A 19,781-nucleotide genomic window follows, 5' to 3' on the forward strand; every position below is an offset into this window, starting at 1 on the left:
GAAACCGCCTCATTGCATAGGATTTTTCTTTGACTTATACTTGAGTACAGGAGGTGCTGACAATGGCAAATGAAGAAAAAAAAGATTTTAATGCAATGCTACACGATAGCAAGGATATGCCCAAATTTCAGACGATTACGGATGAAAAAAGTATAGAAAAGTATGGCGGAGATAAAATGTATTTTGCACCGCCGATTGAATATGACAAAGTAATGCAGCTTGTGCCATATGGAAAGTTGCTTACAGTAGGCACTATCAGAGATTATTTTGCAAAACGAAGTGGAGCCGATTTTACGGAGCCGATTACAGCAGGAATATTTGTTTCGATTGTTGCGTGGGCGAGTTATCAGCGTTCTGAAGATGAAACACCTTATTGGCGTACATTAAAGGCGAATGGAGAATTAAACGCAAAATATCCCGGCGGCATTGAGGCACAGAAAGAGAAGCTGGAAGCGGAAGGACATACGATTGTCCAAAAAGGCAGGAAGAATATCAGATACTATGTTAAAGATTATGAAAATGCCCTGTTTGCGTTATAGGCGTTTTCGGAAAACGATTTTAATATCTTGATTTTCTAAGCAAAATCGCTTATAATTTGAGTCGAAGCATATTGCTATTATCCGCAGTTACAGGGCGAGTGTTATCAACGCCGATAACAAAATGATAACATTAGCTCATATAGGCAGGATAATATGGATATATCAAATAATCAAAAGAACTACATACACGACAAACAATAATTTCTAAACAAAATTGATTAGGTTTTGTCGAGTGGGAGTGACCGTAATGGATTTTTAAAATCGCCATTTTGTGTTTGCAATCGGGGTATGCCAAGGATCATAACCGAAGGACATAGTAATATCAGTTTTCCATTATTTTTTCATAATAGTCCGTAAGCGTTCTTTGCCAGAGATTCATAATATTATTATGCAGGAAAAAGACGCAAAAATAACCCCCTTAACCCCTGCCGATTGAGGAGCAGGGAGTTGAATAGGCGAAGTTTTTTTATAGGAAATTATTGAAAAGGGAGATATAAATTTATGGCAGCAACCTTTTTAACGGCGTTTGCCTCTTTTGCAAGCACTAATATTGATGATATTTTTGTGTTAATGATACTTTATGCCCAAACGCAAAATCGCAGAGGTATCATACAAATTATTATTGGTCAGTATTTAGGTATTGGCTGTTTAACCGCCTTAAGCATATTAGGCGCACTGGGGACGCAGGTTATTCCATCTAAGTATATTGGACTTTTGGGGGTTTTTCCCCTGATCCTCGGCGTTCGTGCGTGGATTACCTATCATAATCAACAGTATGCGCAGGAAAACGAAGAACAGAAAAACACACAAATAAGCCTTATAAGCGTTGCTCTATTGACAATGGCGAATGGCGCCGACAATATCGGGGTATATATTCCGGCGTTTAGCGGATATTCTTTTATGGATTTTGTAGTTACAATTATTGTATTTATCTTTATGATCGCTTTTTGGTGTTACCTTGGGTTTGCCTTAATACGCCGCCCCTATATCAAAAGGAAAATTGTGAAATATCAACATGTTCTTGTCCCTGCCGTATTGATTGTTTTGGGGGTTGCTATAATTGCAAAGCATTATTTCTTATGACAGGTACGTTTAGTAAGTCAGATTCGTAAACTTATACTTTATAAAACAGAAGCAATATCTGCCGTGGACGTCAATGGTCGAGATGAACGGCGCACGATTTGCGCCGCCGTTGATCGTCTGGTTTTGCTCCATGCCCCTTCTGATTTTGGGCGGGTGCGGTTGTCCAATTACGTTCCGCCGTGCGATTGATTTCCCATGTGTGCGGAGCCGCCGTTCTCTCAATTTGAGGGAAGCTTTTATAATGACAGTTTAGGGTTTGAAACTCTAATAATTTCTTGACTTTTGTGGTACAATTTTGATACTAAGAAAACAAGTTGTCCCAAAAATGGATAAGCATTAACATATTTACGAATATTTTACCTGTGAAATCACCCTAAATACGCCCTCTTATACCTGAATCTGCCAGGTGGAATAAAATGATGGATCTCGAAAATTTTGCAGCGATTTTCGGGATTTTCTGTTTTCTGTGATAATAAATTAAAATAGTGCAATTGTTCTTGCTATTTACTGGTTTGTGTATATTATGATAATTTTTCTTTCATATCCTGATTTATGCAAATGAGCACTTGAAATTATTGTAATTCTATGATACAATAGAAAATAAATGCTTTTAAGTCAGAGCCGTCTTTTAAGCCGGCGGAATGGAGATAAGATAATGAATGGTAATATTTTCCCGCTGCCGTTTTCAGCTCACCTAATATTTGCAGTGGTAGCTTTTGTTTTTTTCCTTATCCAGTTTATAAGAGTAAGATATAAATATCAGTTGGTAATGGCTGTTGCGGTCGCTATGACTATGCTTATATATTTAAAGGATACAAAGCTTTGGTTTTATGGAATAGGCATACTTGAATTCGGCTTGCTAATCATCGCTCTTGTTGCGGCAATTTCCGAGAAAAAAAGAAGAAGAGAGCTTGAAGCTGAGATTTCCTCTGAAAACGCTACAGAAGACAAAAAGGATATCTAAAATGAAAATCTGTATTCTTGACTGGACTACCGTAACCTCCGGTGACATAGATTATAGCGTTTTCCGGGAATTCGGAGAAGTGCGTTGTTATCCGATTACCGATAACGCAAAGGCTGCTGAATACATAGCGGATTCGGATATGGTTTTATGCAATAAGGTAATGATAACGCAGGACGTAATAAATAAATGTCCTAATATAAAATATATCGGTCTTTTTGCAACGGGCTTTAATAATATTGATTTAAAGGCTGCGTCTGAAAAGGGAATAACGGTCTGTAATGCGGGAGAATATTCAGCCGACGCTGTCGCGCAGCATACGTTTGCGCACATTTTAGAGCATTTCAGCAGAATATCGGAGTATAATGAATTTGTTAAAGGCGGAGGTTGGATATCCTCTAAAACATTTTCAAAATTTCCTATTAGAACTCAGGAAATTGCCGGGAAAACATTGTCGGTAATAGGCTTTGGCAGTATAGGAAGAAAGGTCGCCGGTATCGGCGCGGCTTTTGGGATGAACGTTTTGGTAAATACAAGATCGAATCCTTTAAACTGTCCATATGAAAACGTATCCTTTGAAGAGGCTCTTTCAAGAGCGGACGTGCTGACTATACACTGTCCGCTTACCGATAAAACCTTAGGTATGATTAATTCCGACGCTTTATCGCTTATGAAAAGCAGCGCGGTATTTGTCAATACCGCACGGGGCGCAATTGTTAACGAACAGGATCTTGCAGACGCATTAAACAGCGGCAGAATTGCGGCAGCCTCTCTGGATGTGCTATGCGATGAGCCCATGTCTGAGAATACGCCTCTGAAAGACGCAAAAAACTGTATTATTACTCCCCATACCGCATGGGCGTCTCTTGAAACAAGACTGCGCCTGATTGATATTGTACGTTCTAATATAAAGGCTTACTTGGACGGAAAGCCTCGGAATAAAGTCAACTGAAAGGAGCAAGCGCCATTTACGGCGTCTGAAAAATGCTGGATATATCGAAAAAAAAACGTATTGTAATAAAGCTTGGAACGTCCACCCTGACGCACAGAACGGGCAGACTGAATATTAGAAGAATGACTAATCTTGTCAGAGTAATGGCGGATTTGCAGAATTCTGGAAAAGAGCTTATAATAGTATCCTCCGGATCGGTCGGACTTGGCGTAGGAAAGCTCGGCTTACAGGAAAAACCTACCGATACTCCGACCAAACAGGCGGCGGCGGCAGTAGGACAATGCGAGCTTATGTATCTTTACGACGATCTGTTTGATAATTATGGGATAACCGTTGCGCAGATACTGGTAACAAAAACTATTATTGAAACAGAACGACGCAGGAATGTAGAAAATGCTTTTGAAAAGCTTATTTCCATGAAGGTTATACCAATAGTCAACGAAAACGATACTGTCGCAATAGACGAGCTGGAGCTTGAAATAGGTGAGAACGATTCGCTTTCGGCTATTGTAGCGGAAACTGCAAATGCCGATCTTCTCATAATATTGTCAGATATAGACGGTCTTTATGACAGTGACCCTCACAAGAACCCCGACGCTAAACTGATACCTGTGGTAACCCGAATAGACGATCATATCGAGGGAGCGGCCGGCGGAGCGGGAAGTATGTTCGGCACCGGAGGAATGATTACGAAAATAAACGCGGCCAGGATAGCAAACAACGCCGGTATTGATATGATAATAATGAACGGGAATAATCCTGATAAATTATATGATTTGTTTGAAAACAATCCAAGCGGGACTGTTTTTATCTCTGATAGCAGAAAAAACGGAGGCGATTAGAATGAATTATATTGAAACGCTCGGAAAGAAAGCGAAATGTGCGGAGCCTTTTATAGCTTCTGCACAGACTGATACAAAAAACGCGGCTTTGGTTTCAATAGCGGACGCTTTGTTATCCAATACTCAGCTTATTATTGAAAATAATAAGCTGGATCTTGAGAACGCCGTTAAAAATAATATGTCTGAAGCAATGCAGGACAGACTACTGCTTAATGAGAGCAGAATAAAAGGTATTGCAGACGCGGTTTTGAAGCTTGCTGAGGCTGAGGACGTAATCGGCTCTGTCGACTGCGGCTTTGTAAGACCGAACGGGCTGAAAATATCTAAGACCAGAGTGCCGCTGGGCGTTATCGGAATTATTTTTGAATCCCGCCCCAACGTTACAGTAGACGCAGCCACTCTTTGTTTAAAGGCTGGGAATGCCGTTATTTTAAGAGGCGGCAAGGAAGCTATAAATTCTAATAAGTGTCTTGCGGACGTAATGCGCGGAGCTGTGAAAGCTGCCGGACTTCCGGAGGACGTTATTCAGCTTATTGAGGACACGTCAAGGGAAACGGCTTCTCAGCTTATGAAAATGAACGGATATCTTGACGTTCTTATTCCAAGAGGCGGAGCCGGTCTTATTCAGGCAGTTATCAGTCAGGCTACTGTTCCGGTGATTGAAACCGGTACAGGTAACTGTCACGTTTATGTTGACGACTCCGCAGATATTGAAATGGCTGCCGATATTGTTGAAAACGGAAAGACTCAGCGTCCGTCCGTATGCAATGCAGTGGAGGGACTGCTTATTCATAAGGATATAGCGAAAAAGGCTCTTCCGGTTATAAAAGAAAGGCTTGACGGGCATAATGTTGAAATAAGGGGATGCGAGAGAACGGCCGAAATTCTCGGGGACTGCGTCATAGCGGCGTCGGAAAGCGATTACGGTACGGAATTTCTCGATTATATTATTTCTGTCAAGGTTGTTGATTCAATTGACGAGGCGATAGATCATATAGCAAAATACGGGACAAAGCATTCTGAAGCGATTGTTACAAAAAGTCTTGAAAATGCAGAGAGGTTTCAGCGTATGGTAGACGCGGCGGCTGTTTATGTCAATGCGTCGACACGCTTTACAGACGGCGGAGAATTCGGATTCGGAGCCGAGATCGGCATTTCAACACAGAAGCTTCATGCAAGGGGTCCAATGGGACTGCGCGAGCTTACAACCGTTAAATATCTTATTAACGGCAGCGGTCAGATAAGATAGAATATCTATGTATGTAAAAACAATTTGAATAACAGCGCCGGCTTAAACAGAAATTGAATAACAGCTTGCCGTATATCGGCTTTTCTTAAAATATGGGAGGGTTTCTATGGATATACTTGATGAAGTAGACGCTGCTGTCCGTGAAAAAAGGAGTAAATGGAAATATACGCCTATGAGGGAAAAAAGTGAAACAGACGCTATAATAGACGAACTGCTGCGTGAATTTTCTTCTGACGGCAGACAGAATACGTCTCATAGCGATATAAATCGACCAAGCTCAGGCATATCGGAAAGCCGCCGAACTGAAATCAGGCCGGCTAAGACTGAACAGCAGGAACGTTATGAATATGAGGCTTCAGTACGAAGGGATAATGAATCAAAATCAGAGGACGGCTTTTATGCTCCGCATAAATATGACGATTATGAGGACGGCGGATTTGAGGATACAGGCGGCGAAGACGACGGAATTATAGACAACGGCGACTTTAATAGTTTTATGGATTCTGAAAATGACGGAGATAAAGGCGATATTCCTAAATTCAGAGCCTCGGAGCTTGTTAAAATAATATTAAAGATACTTGTTCTTGCTGTATTTGGAGCATTTGCCGTTACGGGAATTATAAATACTGTTAGTACAGGTATAAATAAATTCAGCGAATCTTCCGGCTCGGGAGCTGCCGATATGCAGAAAACGGAATTTGAATCGGTTATCTATCCGCTGATTGTTACCGAAACAAAGGATTTTGAAAGCGTTTCAGATTTAGGTAATGAGGAGCTTATTAATATTGCGGTATGGGAGCTTGTTATAAACGGGAAAAAATCTGTATTTGAGGATCAGGAAACGGGAGATATTTTGTTTCCTCAGGATCAAATGACTTATATTGTTGAAAAGCTGTTCGGAGAGGATATGAAGCTTGATCATTCTGATTCCGGTATTGGTGATATTATTATATCATATAATAAAAAGAAAAAGCAGTATATAATTCCAAAGGATACAGATTTATATTCTTATTATCCGAAGGTTACGGACATTGCTGAAACAGACGATACCTATACCGTTTATGCGGACTGCTATAAATCTACGCCGCCATGGAACAGTGGAAAAGCGGATCCTGAAAAAAGGGTAATGGTAACGCTTAAAAAAACGCAGGATTATTATAATATAATTTCACTTAAAACAATACCGCTTGCATAAAATTTTATATGGACAGTTCGATTGTGCCATCCTGTCCTTAAACAAAACCAGGACATCATAAACTTGAAATTCAAGGATACAGATGTCGATTCTGTATCCTTTTAATTTTCGGAGGAGATATAATGTACTTTTTAAAATCAGAATTTTCTTTTGACAGCGCACATTTTTTATACGGATATGAAGGGAAATGCAGCAATATTCACGGACACAGGTGGAAAGTAGAAGTAACGGTTAAAAATGCCTTCTTGCAGAGAAACGGTCAGAATAAAGGAATGATCATGGACTTTTCAGAGCTTAAAAGAGCGTTGAGCGTTATTGCGGAGCATTATGACCATTCGTTGATATATGAAAAGAACACATTAAAAAACGATACTATGGAATGCCTTAAAAGAGACGGGTTCAGGCTTGTTGAACTGCCGTTCCGTCCGACAGCGGAAAATCTTGCAAGACATTTCTTTATGATAATCAAAGAGCGCGGATTCAGACCGCATAATGTTACCGTATATGAAACCCCGAATAACTGCGCTATGTATGAGGAGGGTTAGGCTTGGCATATAATATTGCCGAAAGGTTTGTCAGCATAAACGGCGAGGGAAGAAAAGCGGGACAGCCGGCTGTCTTTATACGCTTTAGGGGATGTAACCTTTGCTGCTCTTACTGCGACACGCTATGGGCAAATTCTGACGATTGGCCCGCGAAGCCAATGTCCGCGCAGGATATATTGGAGTATATTATATCCTCCCGTATAAATAACGTAACTCTCACCGGAGGCGAGCCTCTGATACAGCCGGATATTTATAATCTTATAGATATGCTATGCAAAAACGGTCTTAGCGTTGAAATAGAGACTAACGGCTCTGCCGATATATCTTTATACAGAAATATGGAACTTCCGCCGTCGTTTACACTTGACTATAAGCTGCCGTCGAGCGGTATGGAGGGCTTTATGAATTTGGACAACTACGACTATCTGACAGAAAGTGATACCGTTAAATTTGTATGTGGCAGCAGTCTTGATCTTGAGACGGCGAGGAACATCATTGAAAAATACCGACTGGATAAAAGGTGTGCGGTTTATCTGAGTCCTGTGTTCGGCAGAATAGATCCTAAGGAGATTGTCGGATATATGCTCAAGCACAAGATGAACGGCGTTAATTTTCAGCTACAGCTTCATAAATTCATCTGGCCGGCCGGAATGAGGGGAGTTTGAATATGGCGATAGACAAAGAAGCGGTAAAATATCATATCAAAGGTTTACTTAAAGCTTTGGGAGACGATCCCGAACGCGAGGGCTTAAAGGAAACGCCCGACAGGGTTGCGAGAATGTATGAGGAAATCTTTGAGGGTATGAATTATACAAATTCTCAGATAGCGGAGATGTTCAGCAAAACCTTTGAAGACGACTATGCCTGCGGAGAAAGCGATATGGTATTAATAAGGGATATTGAGGTATTTTCATTCTGCGAGCATCATATGGCGCTTATGTATGATATGAAGGTTTCAATTGCCTATATACCGAACGGAAAGGTAATAGGACTTTCCAAGGCTGCAAGAATTGCAGATATGGCGGCAAAAAGGCTTCAGCTCCAGGAACGTTTGGGGTCAGATATAGCTGAGATAATGTCGTTGGCGTCATGCTCTGAGGATATTGCGGTTTTCATAGAGGGAAAGCATTCGTGCATGACGGCAAGAGGGATTAAAAATTGTTCCTCTTCTTCTTCATATACTGCCTTCAGGGGAAGATTTAAGACCGATCTGCAATTACAGAAAAGGTTTCTTCTTCAATTGAAATAAAGGAGAATTTTTATGAAAGCATTAGTTTTATTCAGCGGAGGAGTAGACAGTACGACCTGTCTGGGCCTTGCCGTAAAAAAATACGGGGCTGATAATGTTACGGCTCTTTCTGTATCCTATGGTCAGAAGCATATAAAGGAAATAGAAGCAGCCGCAGCTATAACGAAATATTATGGAACGGAAAGAATTGAGCTTGATTTGTCTTTGATTTTTCAGTATTCCGATTGTTCGCTATTAAAAAATTCAGAACAAAATATTCCGCATGAATCATATTCTGAGCAGTTAAAAAAGACAAACGGCTCTACTGTTTCAACTTATGTTCCCTTCAGAAACGGATTGTTTCTGGCTTCTGCGGCAAGTATTGCGCTATCCAAAAAATGCGGTATAATTTATTACGGCGCCCATGCGGACGATTCGGCCGGAAACGCATATCCTGATTGCTCTGAAGCGTTTAATAATGCTATGAATACTGCAATTTATGAAGGAAGCGGCCGACGGCTTGAGATAAGCGCGCCCTTTGTCGGAATGTCGAAAGCTGAGGTTGTAAAGCTCGGGCTCAGCCTTGACGTACCCTATGAGCTTACCTGGAGCTGCTATGAGGGAGGGGACAGGCCATGCGGAAAATGCGGAACTTGTATTGACAGAGCAAAGGCGTTCGAATTAAACGGTATTAAAGATCCTGCGGAAAGGTGAAAAAAATGGAAAAAAGAGAAAAAGAGGAGCTTACCCTTCTTGGAAATCAGAAAACTGTATATCCGGATAATTATGCTCCGGAAATGCTGGAAACCTTTGAAAACAAGCATAAGGAAAACGATTATTTTGTAAAATTCAATTGTCCTGAATTTACAAGTCTTTGTCCAATAACCGGACAGCCGGATTTTGCGTCAGTTTATATTTCTTACATTCCCGATGTAAAAATGGTTGAGAGCAAATCGCTAAAGCTTTATCTTTTCAGTTACCGTAACCATGGTGATTTTCACGAGGACTGCATGAATAAAATCATGAAGGATCTGATTAGACTAATGAATCCAAAATATATTGAGGTTTGGGGGAAGTTTACGCCGAGAGGCGGTATTTCAATTGATCCCTACTGCAACTACGGCAGACCGGGAACTAAATGGGAACGTCTTGCGGAAAACAGACTGTTTAATCATGATATGTACCCCGAAAATGTGGATAACAGGTAAATCAGTTCATAAAAAATTTACAAAATGTTCATGATTTATTAAAGATTAATACGATCTAACTATATAAATTATATTGTTAATGGTGTATAATAATGTTAGGGAAATAATATAATAAGTTAAAAGTTATTTATTTCTTTAATATTTATCTGAACTCTATTTATGCGATTCAATATGAGCTGGCAGACTATAATAATGACGGAAGTGTGGATATTGCAGATGTTGTTGGAATAAATATGAACTTACTTTAAGGAGGAGATATGAAAACGATTAAAGCTTTATCGTTATTTTTAGTTGCAGCTTTAATGTCCGTATCAGTTATTGGATTTTCTTCCGTAGCAGCGGAAGAATACAATGAAAAAATGTATACTTTAAAAGAGCTGCTTGAAATGAGTAAGGAAGAATATTTTGAAGAATTTCCGGAGGCGGAAGCGCCTTTTAACGAACAGAAACAGTTCTATGAAGATGAAAAGGAGAATACAATAGAAAAGTTTCAGGCAGGATATGATCCGGATTTAGAAAATTATGAGGAAATGCTTGAAAATGAAATTTCTATGGTATATACTGTGGAAGCAAGATTTGGCTGTTCTGTACTAAGAGAGGATGAATACAGAGCTAATGAAACTGAACAAAATTTACATGAATTATTGGAAGATTCGTTAGAATATGAAATAATTTCCCCGATTAACGTTTCAGTTACAGACGGTGCGATTTATTATGATTATCTTTTAAGCATAACATTTCCTGAATATAATAATGTTGCTGTGAGCGATGAAAATATACTTACATTTATTAAAATAAGACAGTGCGTCAATCAGATTATTCCTCTGTATAATAATCGCCTCTGTAATCCGATTTCGATTTCAACCGATAAAAAGCAAGTTTTAACAGGCGATGTTAACCTTGATGAAACGGTAGATTTATATGACGTTATCTGGATAGGAGGTCATTTGATTAATAAGTTTGAATTGACAGAAGGTCAGCAGTCGGTAGGCGATATAAACAGCGACGGAGTATGCGACCTTTACGACGCAATTGAAATTTCCAAGCAGTTGATGTAAATAATAACATAGTATACTACAGAAAAAATAAATCGGCATTAAATGCCGATTTATTTTTATTCCATACTGTTTATTTCGTTAATAAATTCACTTTTAGGTATATTTAGAACGGTTGACGTTTCATTCAACATATTTTTTTGTTTATGCTTTTCTGTATTATTAAATAACTTCGTTAAATCTTTGGCCAAAGGTTCGGTAAATCCGTTATCGTCCACAAGGAGAGCTTGGTTTGAAATGGTACCATTGTTATCACATAAAAAAATGCCTTGATTGGAATAAGTAACATAATAATTTTCAGTTTCATTATTTCTATCCCTAATGCCAAAGAAGATTAATTTATCTCCAATCTCAGGAATATAATTGCCGTACAAATCATAGTAAATCTCAGCGGTTTCAAGTTCTTTTTCAGAATATTCGGAAGTATCAAGAGCGTGTCCGAATTCTTTGATTATTTCCGGAGAATTAGCATATTTTTTGTAATTCATATATCCTCCGCTTACGGTTAACAATTCGTTATTAAATGAACCCTTGTAAATGTTTATGATTTCCGGAGTTAAATTTGTATAGATCATATCTGTGTCCGGCCAAATAAACGAAGACGTATCTGTTATTTTAACTTCAGCAACAAAATCGGAAGCGTTATAAAGCTCTTCAAGCGTATAAGCGCATTTTGCAATATCTGCTTCTGTTTTGGCGAAGCTTACGACATTATGCTCCGTTAAGACTTCGGCTTTAGACGTGTTATTGTCTGTCGTCTGATTATCTCCGCAGCCCGACGCTAAAATTAATAAGGAACATATGATTGAAGAGATGATAAACCTTTTTTTGATATTCATAAAAATAGCCCCCTTAAGCATTAGGATATAATCCATTTAACATTATAATGTCCGTATCTGATGGGTATGTCGCTGTTCTGCTATAACCTTTCTGAGCGTCAGCTTTAAAAATAAATATAGTTTAACTGCAAGATAATATTAATGCCGTACATACACTTACTAATTTATGAAATTTTATAATTATTATCTTCTCTTTATATAGAATAACATATTAACCAATAGATGTCAATGAATCTCGCTAAAAAAGGTAAATAAATTAAAGCGGATTATTTTATTATATTTGCTACTTGACAAAGCAAAAAAAGAGTTGTATAATAATAAAATGTATCAGTATGACTGATTATATTTCTTGGCTGAATAGTATAACATAAATTTTTATGTTCTGTCAAGAGCTTTATGAAAAAAATCAGTTTAGGCATATAGAAATTAAAGCCGTTAATAAATCAAGGAGGTTCCGCCTATGGTGAATGTCAAGCCAGTACAGCTTGGTAAGAATGTCAGAATGAGCTTTGGAAAAATAAACGAGGCGCTTCAGATACCTAATCTTATCGAGGTACAGAAAAATTCATATCAGTGGTTCAAGGATGAAGGTTTAAAGGACGTTTTAAGCGATATGTCCGCAATAACCGATTATAACGGTAATCTCGTCCTGAATTTTGTTGATTATAAGATTGACGATACGCCTAAGTATACCATTGCAGAATGCAAGGAACGCGACGTTACTTATGCCGCTCCTCTGAGAGTTACAGCAACTCTCTGGAACAAGGAAACGGGAGATGTCAAGGAAAGCGAAATCTATATGGGAGATTTCCCTCTTATGACTGAAAGCGGCACGTTTATAATAAACGGCGCGGAGCGTGTTATTGTTTCACAGCTTGTACGTTCTCCGGGCGTGTATTATTCCTTTGAAAAGGATAAAACGGGTAAGGATCTTTTTAAAGCTACAGTTATACCGAACAGGGGCGCATGGCTTGAATATGAAATGGATTCAAGCGATATCGCTTATGTCAGAATAGATAAAAACAGGAAAATTCCTCTTACTACATTTATAAGAGCGCTGGGAGTCGGCTCAGACGAGGAAATATTTGAGCTTTTCGGCTCAGACGACAGATTGGCTCAGACTATTCTTCAGAAGGACGGAACTAAAAACAATTCTGACGCTTTAATCGACGTTTATAAAAAGCTGCGTCCGGGCGAACCTCCGACAGTTGAAAGCGCGGTTTCTCATCTCAATAATCTTTTCTTTGACGCCAAGAGATATGATCTTGCCAGATTCGGAAGATATAAATTCAATAAGAAGTTAGGTATCGGCTCGCGTATCTCCGGACATGTTCTTTCACGACCGGTAGTAAATCCGCTTACAGGCGAAATCATGGCTGACGAGGGTGAAAAACTGACCTATGATAAGGCTGCGGAAATCGAGCAGGCCGGAGTATATGAGGCTTATCTGACAGTTGAAGCCAAAGAATATTATGTCACTGAAAACGGTGAAAACGCCATAAGAATGGTTGAAAAGGAAGTTAAGGTTATAGGAAACGGAATGGTCGATATAAATGGCTACGTTGACCTTGACGCCGCTCAGTATGGTATTAATGAAAAGGTATCCTTCAAGGTTCTTAAGGATATTCTTGAATCCTCCGCAGACGAGGAGGAGCTTGAGGACAATATAAAGAAGCGAGTTGACGAGCTTGTTCCTAAGCATATAATTCTCGATGATATCTATGCTACAATAAGCTATTATCTTAATTTATGCGAGGGCGTCGGAGTAGTAGATGATATTGACCATCTCGGCAACAGACGTATCCGCTCGGTAGGAGAGCTGCTTCAGAATCAGTTCAGGATAGGCTTTGCCAGAATGGAAAGAGTCGTAAAGGAAAGAATGAATCTTCAGACTCAGGATATGGAAACCATAACTCCGCAGTCTTTAGTTAATATACGTCCGATTACGGCGGCAATCAAAGAATTTTTCGGCTCTTCCCCTCTTTCACAGTTTATGGATCAGAACAATCCTCTGGCGGAGCTGACGCATAAAAGACGTCTTTCGGCGCTTGGTCCCGGAGGTCTTTCAAGAGACAGAGCCGGATTTGAAGTCCGTGACGTTCATTACAGTCATTACGGCAGAATGTGTCCGATTGAAACGCCTGAAGGTCCTAATATAGGTTTGATCTCATATCTTGCTACATTTGCCAAGATAAATGAATACGGCTTTATTGAAGCGCCTTATAGAAAAGTAGACAAGAAAACCGGAGTTGTCACCAACGAAGTAGTTTATATGACGGCCGATGTGGAGGATAACTTTATTGTCGCACAGGCAAACGAGCCGCTGACCGAGGACGGAAAGCTTGCAAGACCTAAAGTAAACGCTCGTTACCGCGACAAGATACTTGAATGCGACAGAGAGCTTGTAGATTATATGGACGTTTCTCCGAAGATGGTCGTATCGGTAGCGACGGCTATGATTCCGTTCCTTGAAAACGACGACGCTAACAGAGCGCTTATGGGTTCTAACATGCAGAAACAGGCTGTGCCTTTGCTTAAAACCGAAAGGCCTTTTGTCGGTACCGGTATGGAATATAAGGCGGCGGTTGACTCCGGAGTATGTATTATATCTGAGTGCAGCGGAAAGGTTACGGCTGTCAGTGCGGACGAGATAACTGTTGAAGACAATATCGGTCTTGAACACAAATATAAATTAACGAAATTCAAGCGCTCTAACCAGGGCACCTGCGTTAACCAGCGTCCGATTGTAAGCGTAGGAGAAAACGTTGAAAAGGGACAGGTACTTGCAGACGGTCCCGCTACCGCGGACGGCGAGATATCTCTCGGAAAGAACGCTCTTATTGGCTTTATGACATGGGAGGGCTATAACTACGAGGACGCCGTACTGTTAAACGAAAACTTAGTTAAAAACGACGTATTTACTTCGATTCATATAGAAGAATATGAAATAGAATGCCGCGATACGAAGCTTGGCCCTGAGGAGATTACAAGAGATATTCCTAACGTAGGCGAGGACGCTTTAAAGGATCTTGATGAAAAGGGTATTATCAGAATAGGGGCCGAGGTTCATTCGGGAGATATTCTTGTGGGAAAGGTTACTCCTAAGGGTGAAACCGAGCTTACTGCCGAGGAAAGACTGCTTCGTGCAATTTTCGGAGAAAAGGCGAGAGAGGTTCGAGATAATTCTCTTAAGGTTCCTCATGGAGAAGCCGGAGTTATTGTGGACGTCAAGGTGTTTACAAGACAAAACTGCGACGAGCTTAGTCCGGGTGTAAATATGCTTGTCCGTTGCTATATCGCTCAGAAGAGAAAAATCTCTGTCGGCGATAAAATGGCCGGACGTCATGGAAATAAGGGCGTTGTTTCAAGGATACTTCCACAGGAGGATATGCCGTTCCTCCCCGATGGAACGCCGCTTGATATAGTACTGAATCCATTGGGCGTGCCTTCGCGTATGAATATAGGTCAGGTGCTTGAGGTTCATCTCGGAATGGCCGCAAAGGCTCTTGGCTGGCATATTATGACGCCGGTATTCGACGGCGCTCACGAGGACGATATAAGAGCGTGCTTCAGAGCTGCCGGAATGGACGAGGACGGCAAGACTGTTTTGTACGACGGAAGAACCGGAGAACAGTTCGATAACCGTGTTACGGTAGGTTATATGTATTATCTTAAGCTCCATCATCTGGTTGACGACAAGATACACGCTCGTTCTGTCGGACCTTATTCTTTGGTTACTCAGCAGCCTCTCGGCGGTAAAGCGCAGTTTGGCGGACAGAGGTTTGGTGAAATGGAGGTATGGGCTCTGGAGGCATACGGCGCCGCTTATACTCTCCAGGAAATTCTTACTGTAAAATCGGACGATACGGTAGGACGGGTAAACACCTATGAAGCGATAGTTAAAGGTCAGAACGTACCTAAGCCGGGTATTCCGGAATCATTCAAGGTTCTCTTCAAGGAGCTTCAGTCGCTTTGTCTTGATGTCAGGGTTCTTGATGAAAATCAGGATGAAATTGATCTTAAGCAGTCGTTTGACGACGACGATATTATACCTCAGCCCGTTTCGTTTGCGGACGAAAATGCGGATGAGCATCCGTTTGAGGAGTCTGAGATTGAAGACGCCGGATTCACGCTTGACGATGTTGAGGACGATGATATTCTGGAGGATCTTGATGATTCCGAGTCGGGCGCGATGTTCAGTTTTGATTTATCTGCTGACGACGAAGAAATATAGTCGGCTCCGGAGCCGCCTGCGGGGCGGAAACGGCAATGTCGTAATTCAGACAAGGAGGTAACGGTTTGGAATTTAATACTTTTGATTCTATAAAAATAGGTCTCGCATCACCGGAACAGATCAGAAGCTGGTCTTACGGCGCTGTTGAGCGTCCTGAAACTATAAATTACAGAACCCAGAAGCCTGAAAGGGACGGTCTTTACTGTGAAAGAATTTTCGGACCTACTAAAGACTGGGAATGCCACTGTGGAAAGTTCAAGAAAATACGCTTTAAGGGAAAGGTCTGCGACCGCTGCGGAGTTGAGGTTACCCGCGCGAAGGTAAGACGCGAGAGAATGGGCCATATTGAGCTTGCGGCTCCGGTATCTCATATTTGGTATTTCAAGGGAACGCCGTCAAGAATAGGACAGGTGCTTGAAATTTCTCAAAAACGCCTTGAAGAAATACTTTATTTTACAAAATATATTGTTCTTGATCCGGGCAATACAGGCGAGCTGATAAAAAAACAGCTTCTTTCCGAAAAGGAATATTTAGACGCAAGGGAAAAATACGGCGATGAATTTTCAGCGGAAATGGGAGCTGAGGCAATACAGAAGCTTTTGCAGGAATATGATCCTGAACGATACGACGTTTTTAAGAACAGACTTATAATGTCGGGAAAGATTTCTCTTGGAGGAAAAAAATCTGAGTGTACTCATTCGCCGTTGACATGCGATTGTGACGAATGTAAAAAATTCTCAGAGCTTGACGTTGAATGGAAAAATAATCTTGAGGTCGTTTCAGAGGATCTGAAGGAAGAGCTTAAAGGTCTGCCTTCAGGTCAGAAGAAGATTAAGCTACTGAAAAGACTTGAAATAATAGAAGCATTCAGGCTTTCGGGAAATAAGCCGGAATGGATGGTTCTGAATGTAATCCCTGTTATACCTCCTGATCTGCGTCCTATGGTTATGCTGGACGGCGGACGTTATGCAACGTCCGACTTAAACGACCTTTACAGAAGAGTTATCAACAGAAATAACCGTCTAAAAAGAATGCTTGAGCTTGAAGCGCCGGATATCATTATAAGAAATGAAAAGAGAATGCTTCAGGAAGCCGTTGACGCTCTTATCGACAACGGACGTCACGGCAGACCTGTTACAGGGCCTAATAATCGTGCCTTGAAATCTCTTTCCGATATGCTTAAGGGTAAGCAGGGACGCTTTAGACAGAACCTTCTCGGCAAGCGTGTCGACTATTCCGGACGTTCTGTTATCGTAGTAGGTCCGGAGCTTAAAATGTATCAGTGCGGTCTGCCAAAGGAAATGGCTCTTGAGCTTTTCAAGCCGTTTGTGCTTAAAAGACTTGTTGATACTAAGGTTATCGCAAATATAAAGAGCGCGAGAAAAATGGTTGACAGAGCTTCTACTGAAGTATGGGACGCACTTGAAAACGTGATTAAGGATCATCCGGTTATGCTGAACCGCGCCCCCACGCTTCACAGACTGGGTATACAGGCGTTCGAACCTATTCTTGTAGAAGGACGCGCAATTAAACTTCATCCTTTGGTTTGTACCGCGTTCAATGCCGATTTTGACGGCGACCAGATGGCTGTGCATCTGCCGCTTTCAGCGGAGGCTCAGGCAGAAGCAAGATTTCTAATGCTTGCCGCGAATAACCTTTTAAAGCCTTCCGACGGCTGCCCTGTTGCCGTTCCGTCTCAAGATATGGTGCTTGGCTCTTATTATCTGACTATGCAGAAGGATGGAGAACCCGGCGAGGGCAAGGTATTCAGAGATGTAAACGAAGCTTTAATGGCATATAACGAGCACGACGTATCGCTGCATGCGGCTATTAAGGTGAGAATCACAAAGGAAATAGGCGACAAAACCGTATCTAAAATAATTGACTGTACGGTCGGACGTCTGATATTCAACGAAAACATCCCTCAGAATCTTGGCTATGTGGACAGAACTAATTCTGATAAGCAGTTTGATCTTGAAATATCTTTCCTTGTAGGCAAAAAACAGCTTTCAAATATTATTGAAAGATGTATCAGAATTCACGGTACAACAACAACTTCCGAAGTACTTGATAAGATCAAGGCGCTTGGATTTAAGTATTCGACAAAGGCTTCAATTACCGTCGCGGTATGCGACGCTACGATACCGCCCCAGAAAAAAGATATTCTTGCGGAAGCCGATAAAAAGATCGAGGTAATAACAAGGCAGTATGAATACGGCTATATATCGTCTGAGGAAAAATCCAAAAAGGTAATTGAAGTTTGGAATCAGGCTACGGATGATGTTACCGAGGCGCTTAAAACGGGACTTGACAAATATAACCCTATATTCATGATGGCTGATTCGGGAGCCAGAGGAAGTATCAATCAGATCAGGCAGCTTGCAGGTATGAGAGGCCTTATCGCCAATACCTCCGGTACTACCATTGAAATTCCTATCAGAGCGAATTACCGTGAAGGACTGAATATTCTTGAATATTTCATTTCATCGCGAGGCGCCCGTAAGGGACTTGCAGATACTGCTTTACGTACCGCCGATTCCGGCTACCTTACCAGACGTCTTGTAGACGTTTCGCAGGATGTAATCATAAGCGAGCATGACTGTGACGCTCACGACGGTCTTGAGGTATATGAGATCAGAAACGGCAACGAGATAATTGAGCCGCTGGTTGAAAGACTTGTGGGAAGATATCTTGTCGACGATCTTAAGGACGAGAGCACCGGAGACGTTATAATATCAAAGGATAAGCTTATGACTGAGGCGGACGCAAAGAGAGTGTGCGAGGCCGGAGTGGAGAGAATCAAAATACGTTCAGTTTTACACTGCCGTTCAAAGCATGGAGTATGCGCTAAATGCTATGGTTCCAACCTTGCAAACGGAAACCTTGTCGCTGTCGGCGAAGCTGTAGGTATTATTTCTGCTCAGTCTATAGGCGAGCCGGGTACTCAGCTTACGATGAGAACATTCCATACGGGAGGTATCGCTTCGGCAGAGGATATTACGCAAGGTCTTCCGCGTGTTGAGGAGCTGTTTGAGGCAAGGCGTCCGAAAAATGCCGCTATACTTTCAAGAATCGACGGCATAGTCAATATCGAAGAGATCAAGACGACCAGAAACGTTATTGTAACAAATAATGAAACCGGAGAGACAGAAAGCTATATGGTTCCATATAACTTCAAGATAAGAGTTAAGGAAAATGAGGTTATTGAAAAGGGTACTAAGCTTACGGAGGGTAACGTATATCCGGCGGATATTCTTAACATTTTAGGCGTGCAGGCGGTTCAGAACTATATTATCCATGAAGTACAGAAGGTTTACCGCTTACAGGGTGTTGATATAAATGATAAGCATATCGAAGTTATTGTTCGCCAGATGCTGAGGAAGATCAAGGTCGATGAATCCGGAAGCAGCTATTTGCTGCCGGGAGCGCTTGTTGATAAGAAGGAAATTGACCAAATAAACGAGTCGATTAAGACGAGAATAGAAAACGGAGAAGAAAATCTGGAGATTGTTACAACGCTTCCTGTTCTTCAGGGTATTACAAAGGCGTCGTCAAGCTCTGACAGCTTCCTATCTGCGGCATCGTTCCAGGAAACTACCAAGGCTCTAACAGACGCTGCAATCAGAGGCAAGAGCGATAAGCTGCTTGGCTTGAAGGAAAATGTTATAATAGGAAAGCTTATACCGGCGGGAACGGGAATGGACGTTTATAACAAGGTTCAGATTGTAAAAACTGACAATCATCAGGAAATTCCGTATCCGTCTCAGTTACCGGTTATGCCAAATATTTAATAAAAATCAGACAGCGGAAGGTTTTTAAATACTTTCCGCTGTTTTTTTTATTATGTCAAT

Annotated in this window: 16 protein-coding genes; 15 read left to right on the forward strand and 1 reads right to left on the reverse strand. The window is 41.1% G+C overall.

Annotated features, from left to right (window positions below; all coding sequences use genetic code 11):
* The first annotated feature begins 62 nt into the window (after positions 1-62).
* The 13 genes from ACYQ0N_RS01810 to ACYQ0N_RS01870 all read left to right on the forward strand — a co-directional run bounded on the left by ACYQ0N_RS01810 (position 63) and on the right by ACYQ0N_RS01870 (position 10,860).
* Positions 63-539 carry an MGMT family protein gene (locus tag ACYQ0N_RS01810; protein ID WP_460161694.1) on the forward strand — a complete coding sequence of 159 codons (477 nt, stop codon included), beginning with the start codon at positions 63-65 and terminating at the stop codon, positions 537-539.
* Between the two features lie 501 nt (positions 540-1,040).
* On the forward strand, positions 1,041-1,622 hold the full coding sequence (locus tag ACYQ0N_RS01815) for a cadmium resistance transporter (RefSeq protein ID WP_177532398.1): 582 nt from the start codon (positions 1,041-1,043) through the stop codon (positions 1,620-1,622).
* Positions 1,623-2,277: 655 nt separating this feature from the next.
* Entirely contained in the window at positions 2,278-2,586 is a 309-nt protein-coding gene (locus ACYQ0N_RS01820; RefSeq protein ID WP_177532399.1) for a hypothetical protein, read from the forward strand.
* Between the two features lies 1 nt (position 2,587).
* Positions 2,588-3,535 carry a D-2-hydroxyacid dehydrogenase gene (locus ACYQ0N_RS01825; RefSeq protein ID WP_177532400.1) on the forward strand — a complete coding sequence of 316 codons (948 nt, stop codon included), beginning with the start codon at positions 2,588-2,590 and terminating at the stop codon, positions 3,533-3,535.
* 32 nt (positions 3,536-3,567) lie between these two features.
* A complete protein-coding gene (gene proB, locus ACYQ0N_RS01830) occupies positions 3,568-4,377 on the forward strand; it encodes a glutamate 5-kinase (protein ID WP_460161695.1) in 810 nt (269 codons plus the stop codon).
* 1 nt (position 4,378) lies between these two features.
* Positions 4,379-5,626 carry a glutamate-5-semialdehyde dehydrogenase gene (locus ACYQ0N_RS01835; RefSeq protein ID WP_460161696.1) on the forward strand — a complete coding sequence of 416 codons (1,248 nt, stop codon included), beginning with the start codon at positions 4,379-4,381 and terminating at the stop codon, positions 5,624-5,626.
* Between the two features lie 106 nt (positions 5,627-5,732).
* Positions 5,733-6,821, forward strand: a complete 1,089-nt coding sequence (locus ACYQ0N_RS01840) for a hypothetical protein (RefSeq protein WP_460161697.1) — start codon at positions 5,733-5,735, stop codon at positions 6,819-6,821.
* Positions 6,822-6,943: 122 nt separating this feature from the next.
* Positions 6,944-7,366 carry a 6-carboxytetrahydropterin synthase QueD gene (gene queD, locus ACYQ0N_RS01845; protein ID WP_177532404.1) on the forward strand — a complete coding sequence of 141 codons (423 nt, stop codon included), beginning with the start codon at positions 6,944-6,946 and terminating at the stop codon, positions 7,364-7,366.
* A 2-nt stretch (positions 7,367-7,368) separates the two neighbouring features.
* Positions 7,369-8,031, forward strand: a complete 663-nt coding sequence (queE, locus tag ACYQ0N_RS01850; RefSeq protein ID WP_177532405.1) for a putative 7-carboxy-7-deazaguanine synthase QueE — start codon at positions 7,369-7,371, stop codon at positions 8,029-8,031.
* 2 nt (positions 8,032-8,033) lie between these two features.
* Entirely contained in the window at positions 8,034-8,615 is a 582-nt protein-coding gene (gene folE, locus ACYQ0N_RS01855; protein WP_177532406.1) for a GTP cyclohydrolase I, read from the forward strand.
* Positions 8,616-8,627: 12 nt separating this feature from the next.
* Entirely contained in the window at positions 8,628-9,308 is a 681-nt protein-coding gene (gene queC / locus ACYQ0N_RS01860; RefSeq protein ID WP_460161698.1) for a 7-cyano-7-deazaguanine synthase QueC, read from the forward strand.
* Positions 9,309-9,313: 5 nt separating this feature from the next.
* The gene (gene queF, locus ACYQ0N_RS01865; protein WP_177532408.1) at positions 9,314-9,802 is read left to right on the forward strand and encodes a preQ(1) synthase; all 489 of its coding nucleotides are present in this window, start codon (positions 9,314-9,316) and stop codon (positions 9,800-9,802) included.
* A 257-nt stretch (positions 9,803-10,059) separates the two neighbouring features.
* On the forward strand, positions 10,060-10,860 hold the full coding sequence (locus tag ACYQ0N_RS01870; protein ID WP_460161699.1) for a dockerin type I repeat-containing protein: 801 nt from the start codon (positions 10,060-10,062) through the stop codon (positions 10,858-10,860).
* 56 nt (positions 10,861-10,916) lie between these two features.
* On the opposite strand, the gene ACYQ0N_RS01875 is transcribed toward ACYQ0N_RS01870, so the two are convergent.
* A complete protein-coding gene (locus ACYQ0N_RS01875; RefSeq protein ID WP_460161700.1) occupies positions 10,917-11,696 on the reverse strand; it encodes a hypothetical protein in 780 nt (259 codons plus the stop codon).
* 460 nt (positions 11,697-12,156) lie between these two features.
* Between ACYQ0N_RS01875 and rpoB the strand changes: the two genes are divergently transcribed.
* Both rpoB and rpoC read left to right on the forward strand, forming a co-directional pair.
* A complete protein-coding gene (gene rpoB, locus ACYQ0N_RS01880) occupies positions 12,157-15,930 on the forward strand; it encodes a DNA-directed RNA polymerase subunit beta (protein ID WP_460161701.1) in 3,774 nt (1,257 codons plus the stop codon).
* A 65-nt stretch (positions 15,931-15,995) separates the two neighbouring features.
* Complete coding sequence (gene rpoC / locus ACYQ0N_RS01885) at positions 15,996-19,721, forward strand: DNA-directed RNA polymerase subunit beta' (RefSeq protein ID WP_460161702.1); 3,726 nt, start codon at positions 15,996-15,998, stop codon at positions 19,719-19,721.
* Positions 19,722-19,781: the final 60 nt, after the last annotated feature.

Source organism: Ruminococcus sporogenes, from assembly GCF_054655175.1.

Coding starts and splice junctions, on each gene's coding strand:
- ACYQ0N_RS01820 (WP_177532399.1), top strand. CDS start 2,278: ATGAATGGTAATATTTTCCCGCTGCCGTTTTCAGCTCACCTAATATTT.
- ACYQ0N_RS01870 (WP_460161699.1), top strand. CDS start 10,060: ATGAAAACGATTAAAGCTTTATCGTTATTTTTAGTTGCAGCTTTAATG.
- queD (WP_177532404.1), top strand. CDS start 6,944: ATGTACTTTTTAAAATCAGAATTTTCTTTTGACAGCGCACATTTTTTA.
- ACYQ0N_RS01835 (WP_460161696.1), top strand. CDS start 4,379: ATGAATTATATTGAAACGCTCGGAAAGAAAGCGAAATGTGCGGAGCCT.
- ACYQ0N_RS01815 (WP_177532398.1), top strand. CDS start 1,041: ATGGCAGCAACCTTTTTAACGGCGTTTGCCTCTTTTGCAAGCACTAAT.
- ACYQ0N_RS01810 (WP_460161694.1), top strand. CDS start 63: ATGGCAAATGAAGAAAAAAAAGATTTTAATGCAATGCTACACGATAGC.
- ACYQ0N_RS01825 (WP_177532400.1), top strand. CDS start 2,588: ATGAAAATCTGTATTCTTGACTGGACTACCGTAACCTCCGGTGACATA.
- queC (WP_460161698.1), top strand. CDS start 8,628: ATGAAAGCATTAGTTTTATTCAGCGGAGGAGTAGACAGTACGACCTGT.
- ACYQ0N_RS01875 (WP_460161700.1), bottom strand. CDS start 11,696: ATGAATATCAAAAAAAGGTTTATCATCTCTTCAATCATATGTTCCTTA.
- rpoB (WP_460161701.1), top strand. CDS start 12,157: ATGGTGAATGTCAAGCCAGTACAGCTTGGTAAGAATGTCAGAATGAGC.
- queF (WP_177532408.1), top strand. CDS start 9,314: ATGGAAAAAAGAGAAAAAGAGGAGCTTACCCTTCTTGGAAATCAGAAA.
- proB (WP_460161695.1), top strand. CDS start 3,568: ATGCTGGATATATCGAAAAAAAAACGTATTGTAATAAAGCTTGGAACG.
- ACYQ0N_RS01840 (WP_460161697.1), top strand. CDS start 5,733: ATGGATATACTTGATGAAGTAGACGCTGCTGTCCGTGAAAAAAGGAGT.
- folE (WP_177532406.1), top strand. CDS start 8,034: ATGGCGATAGACAAAGAAGCGGTAAAATATCATATCAAAGGTTTACTT.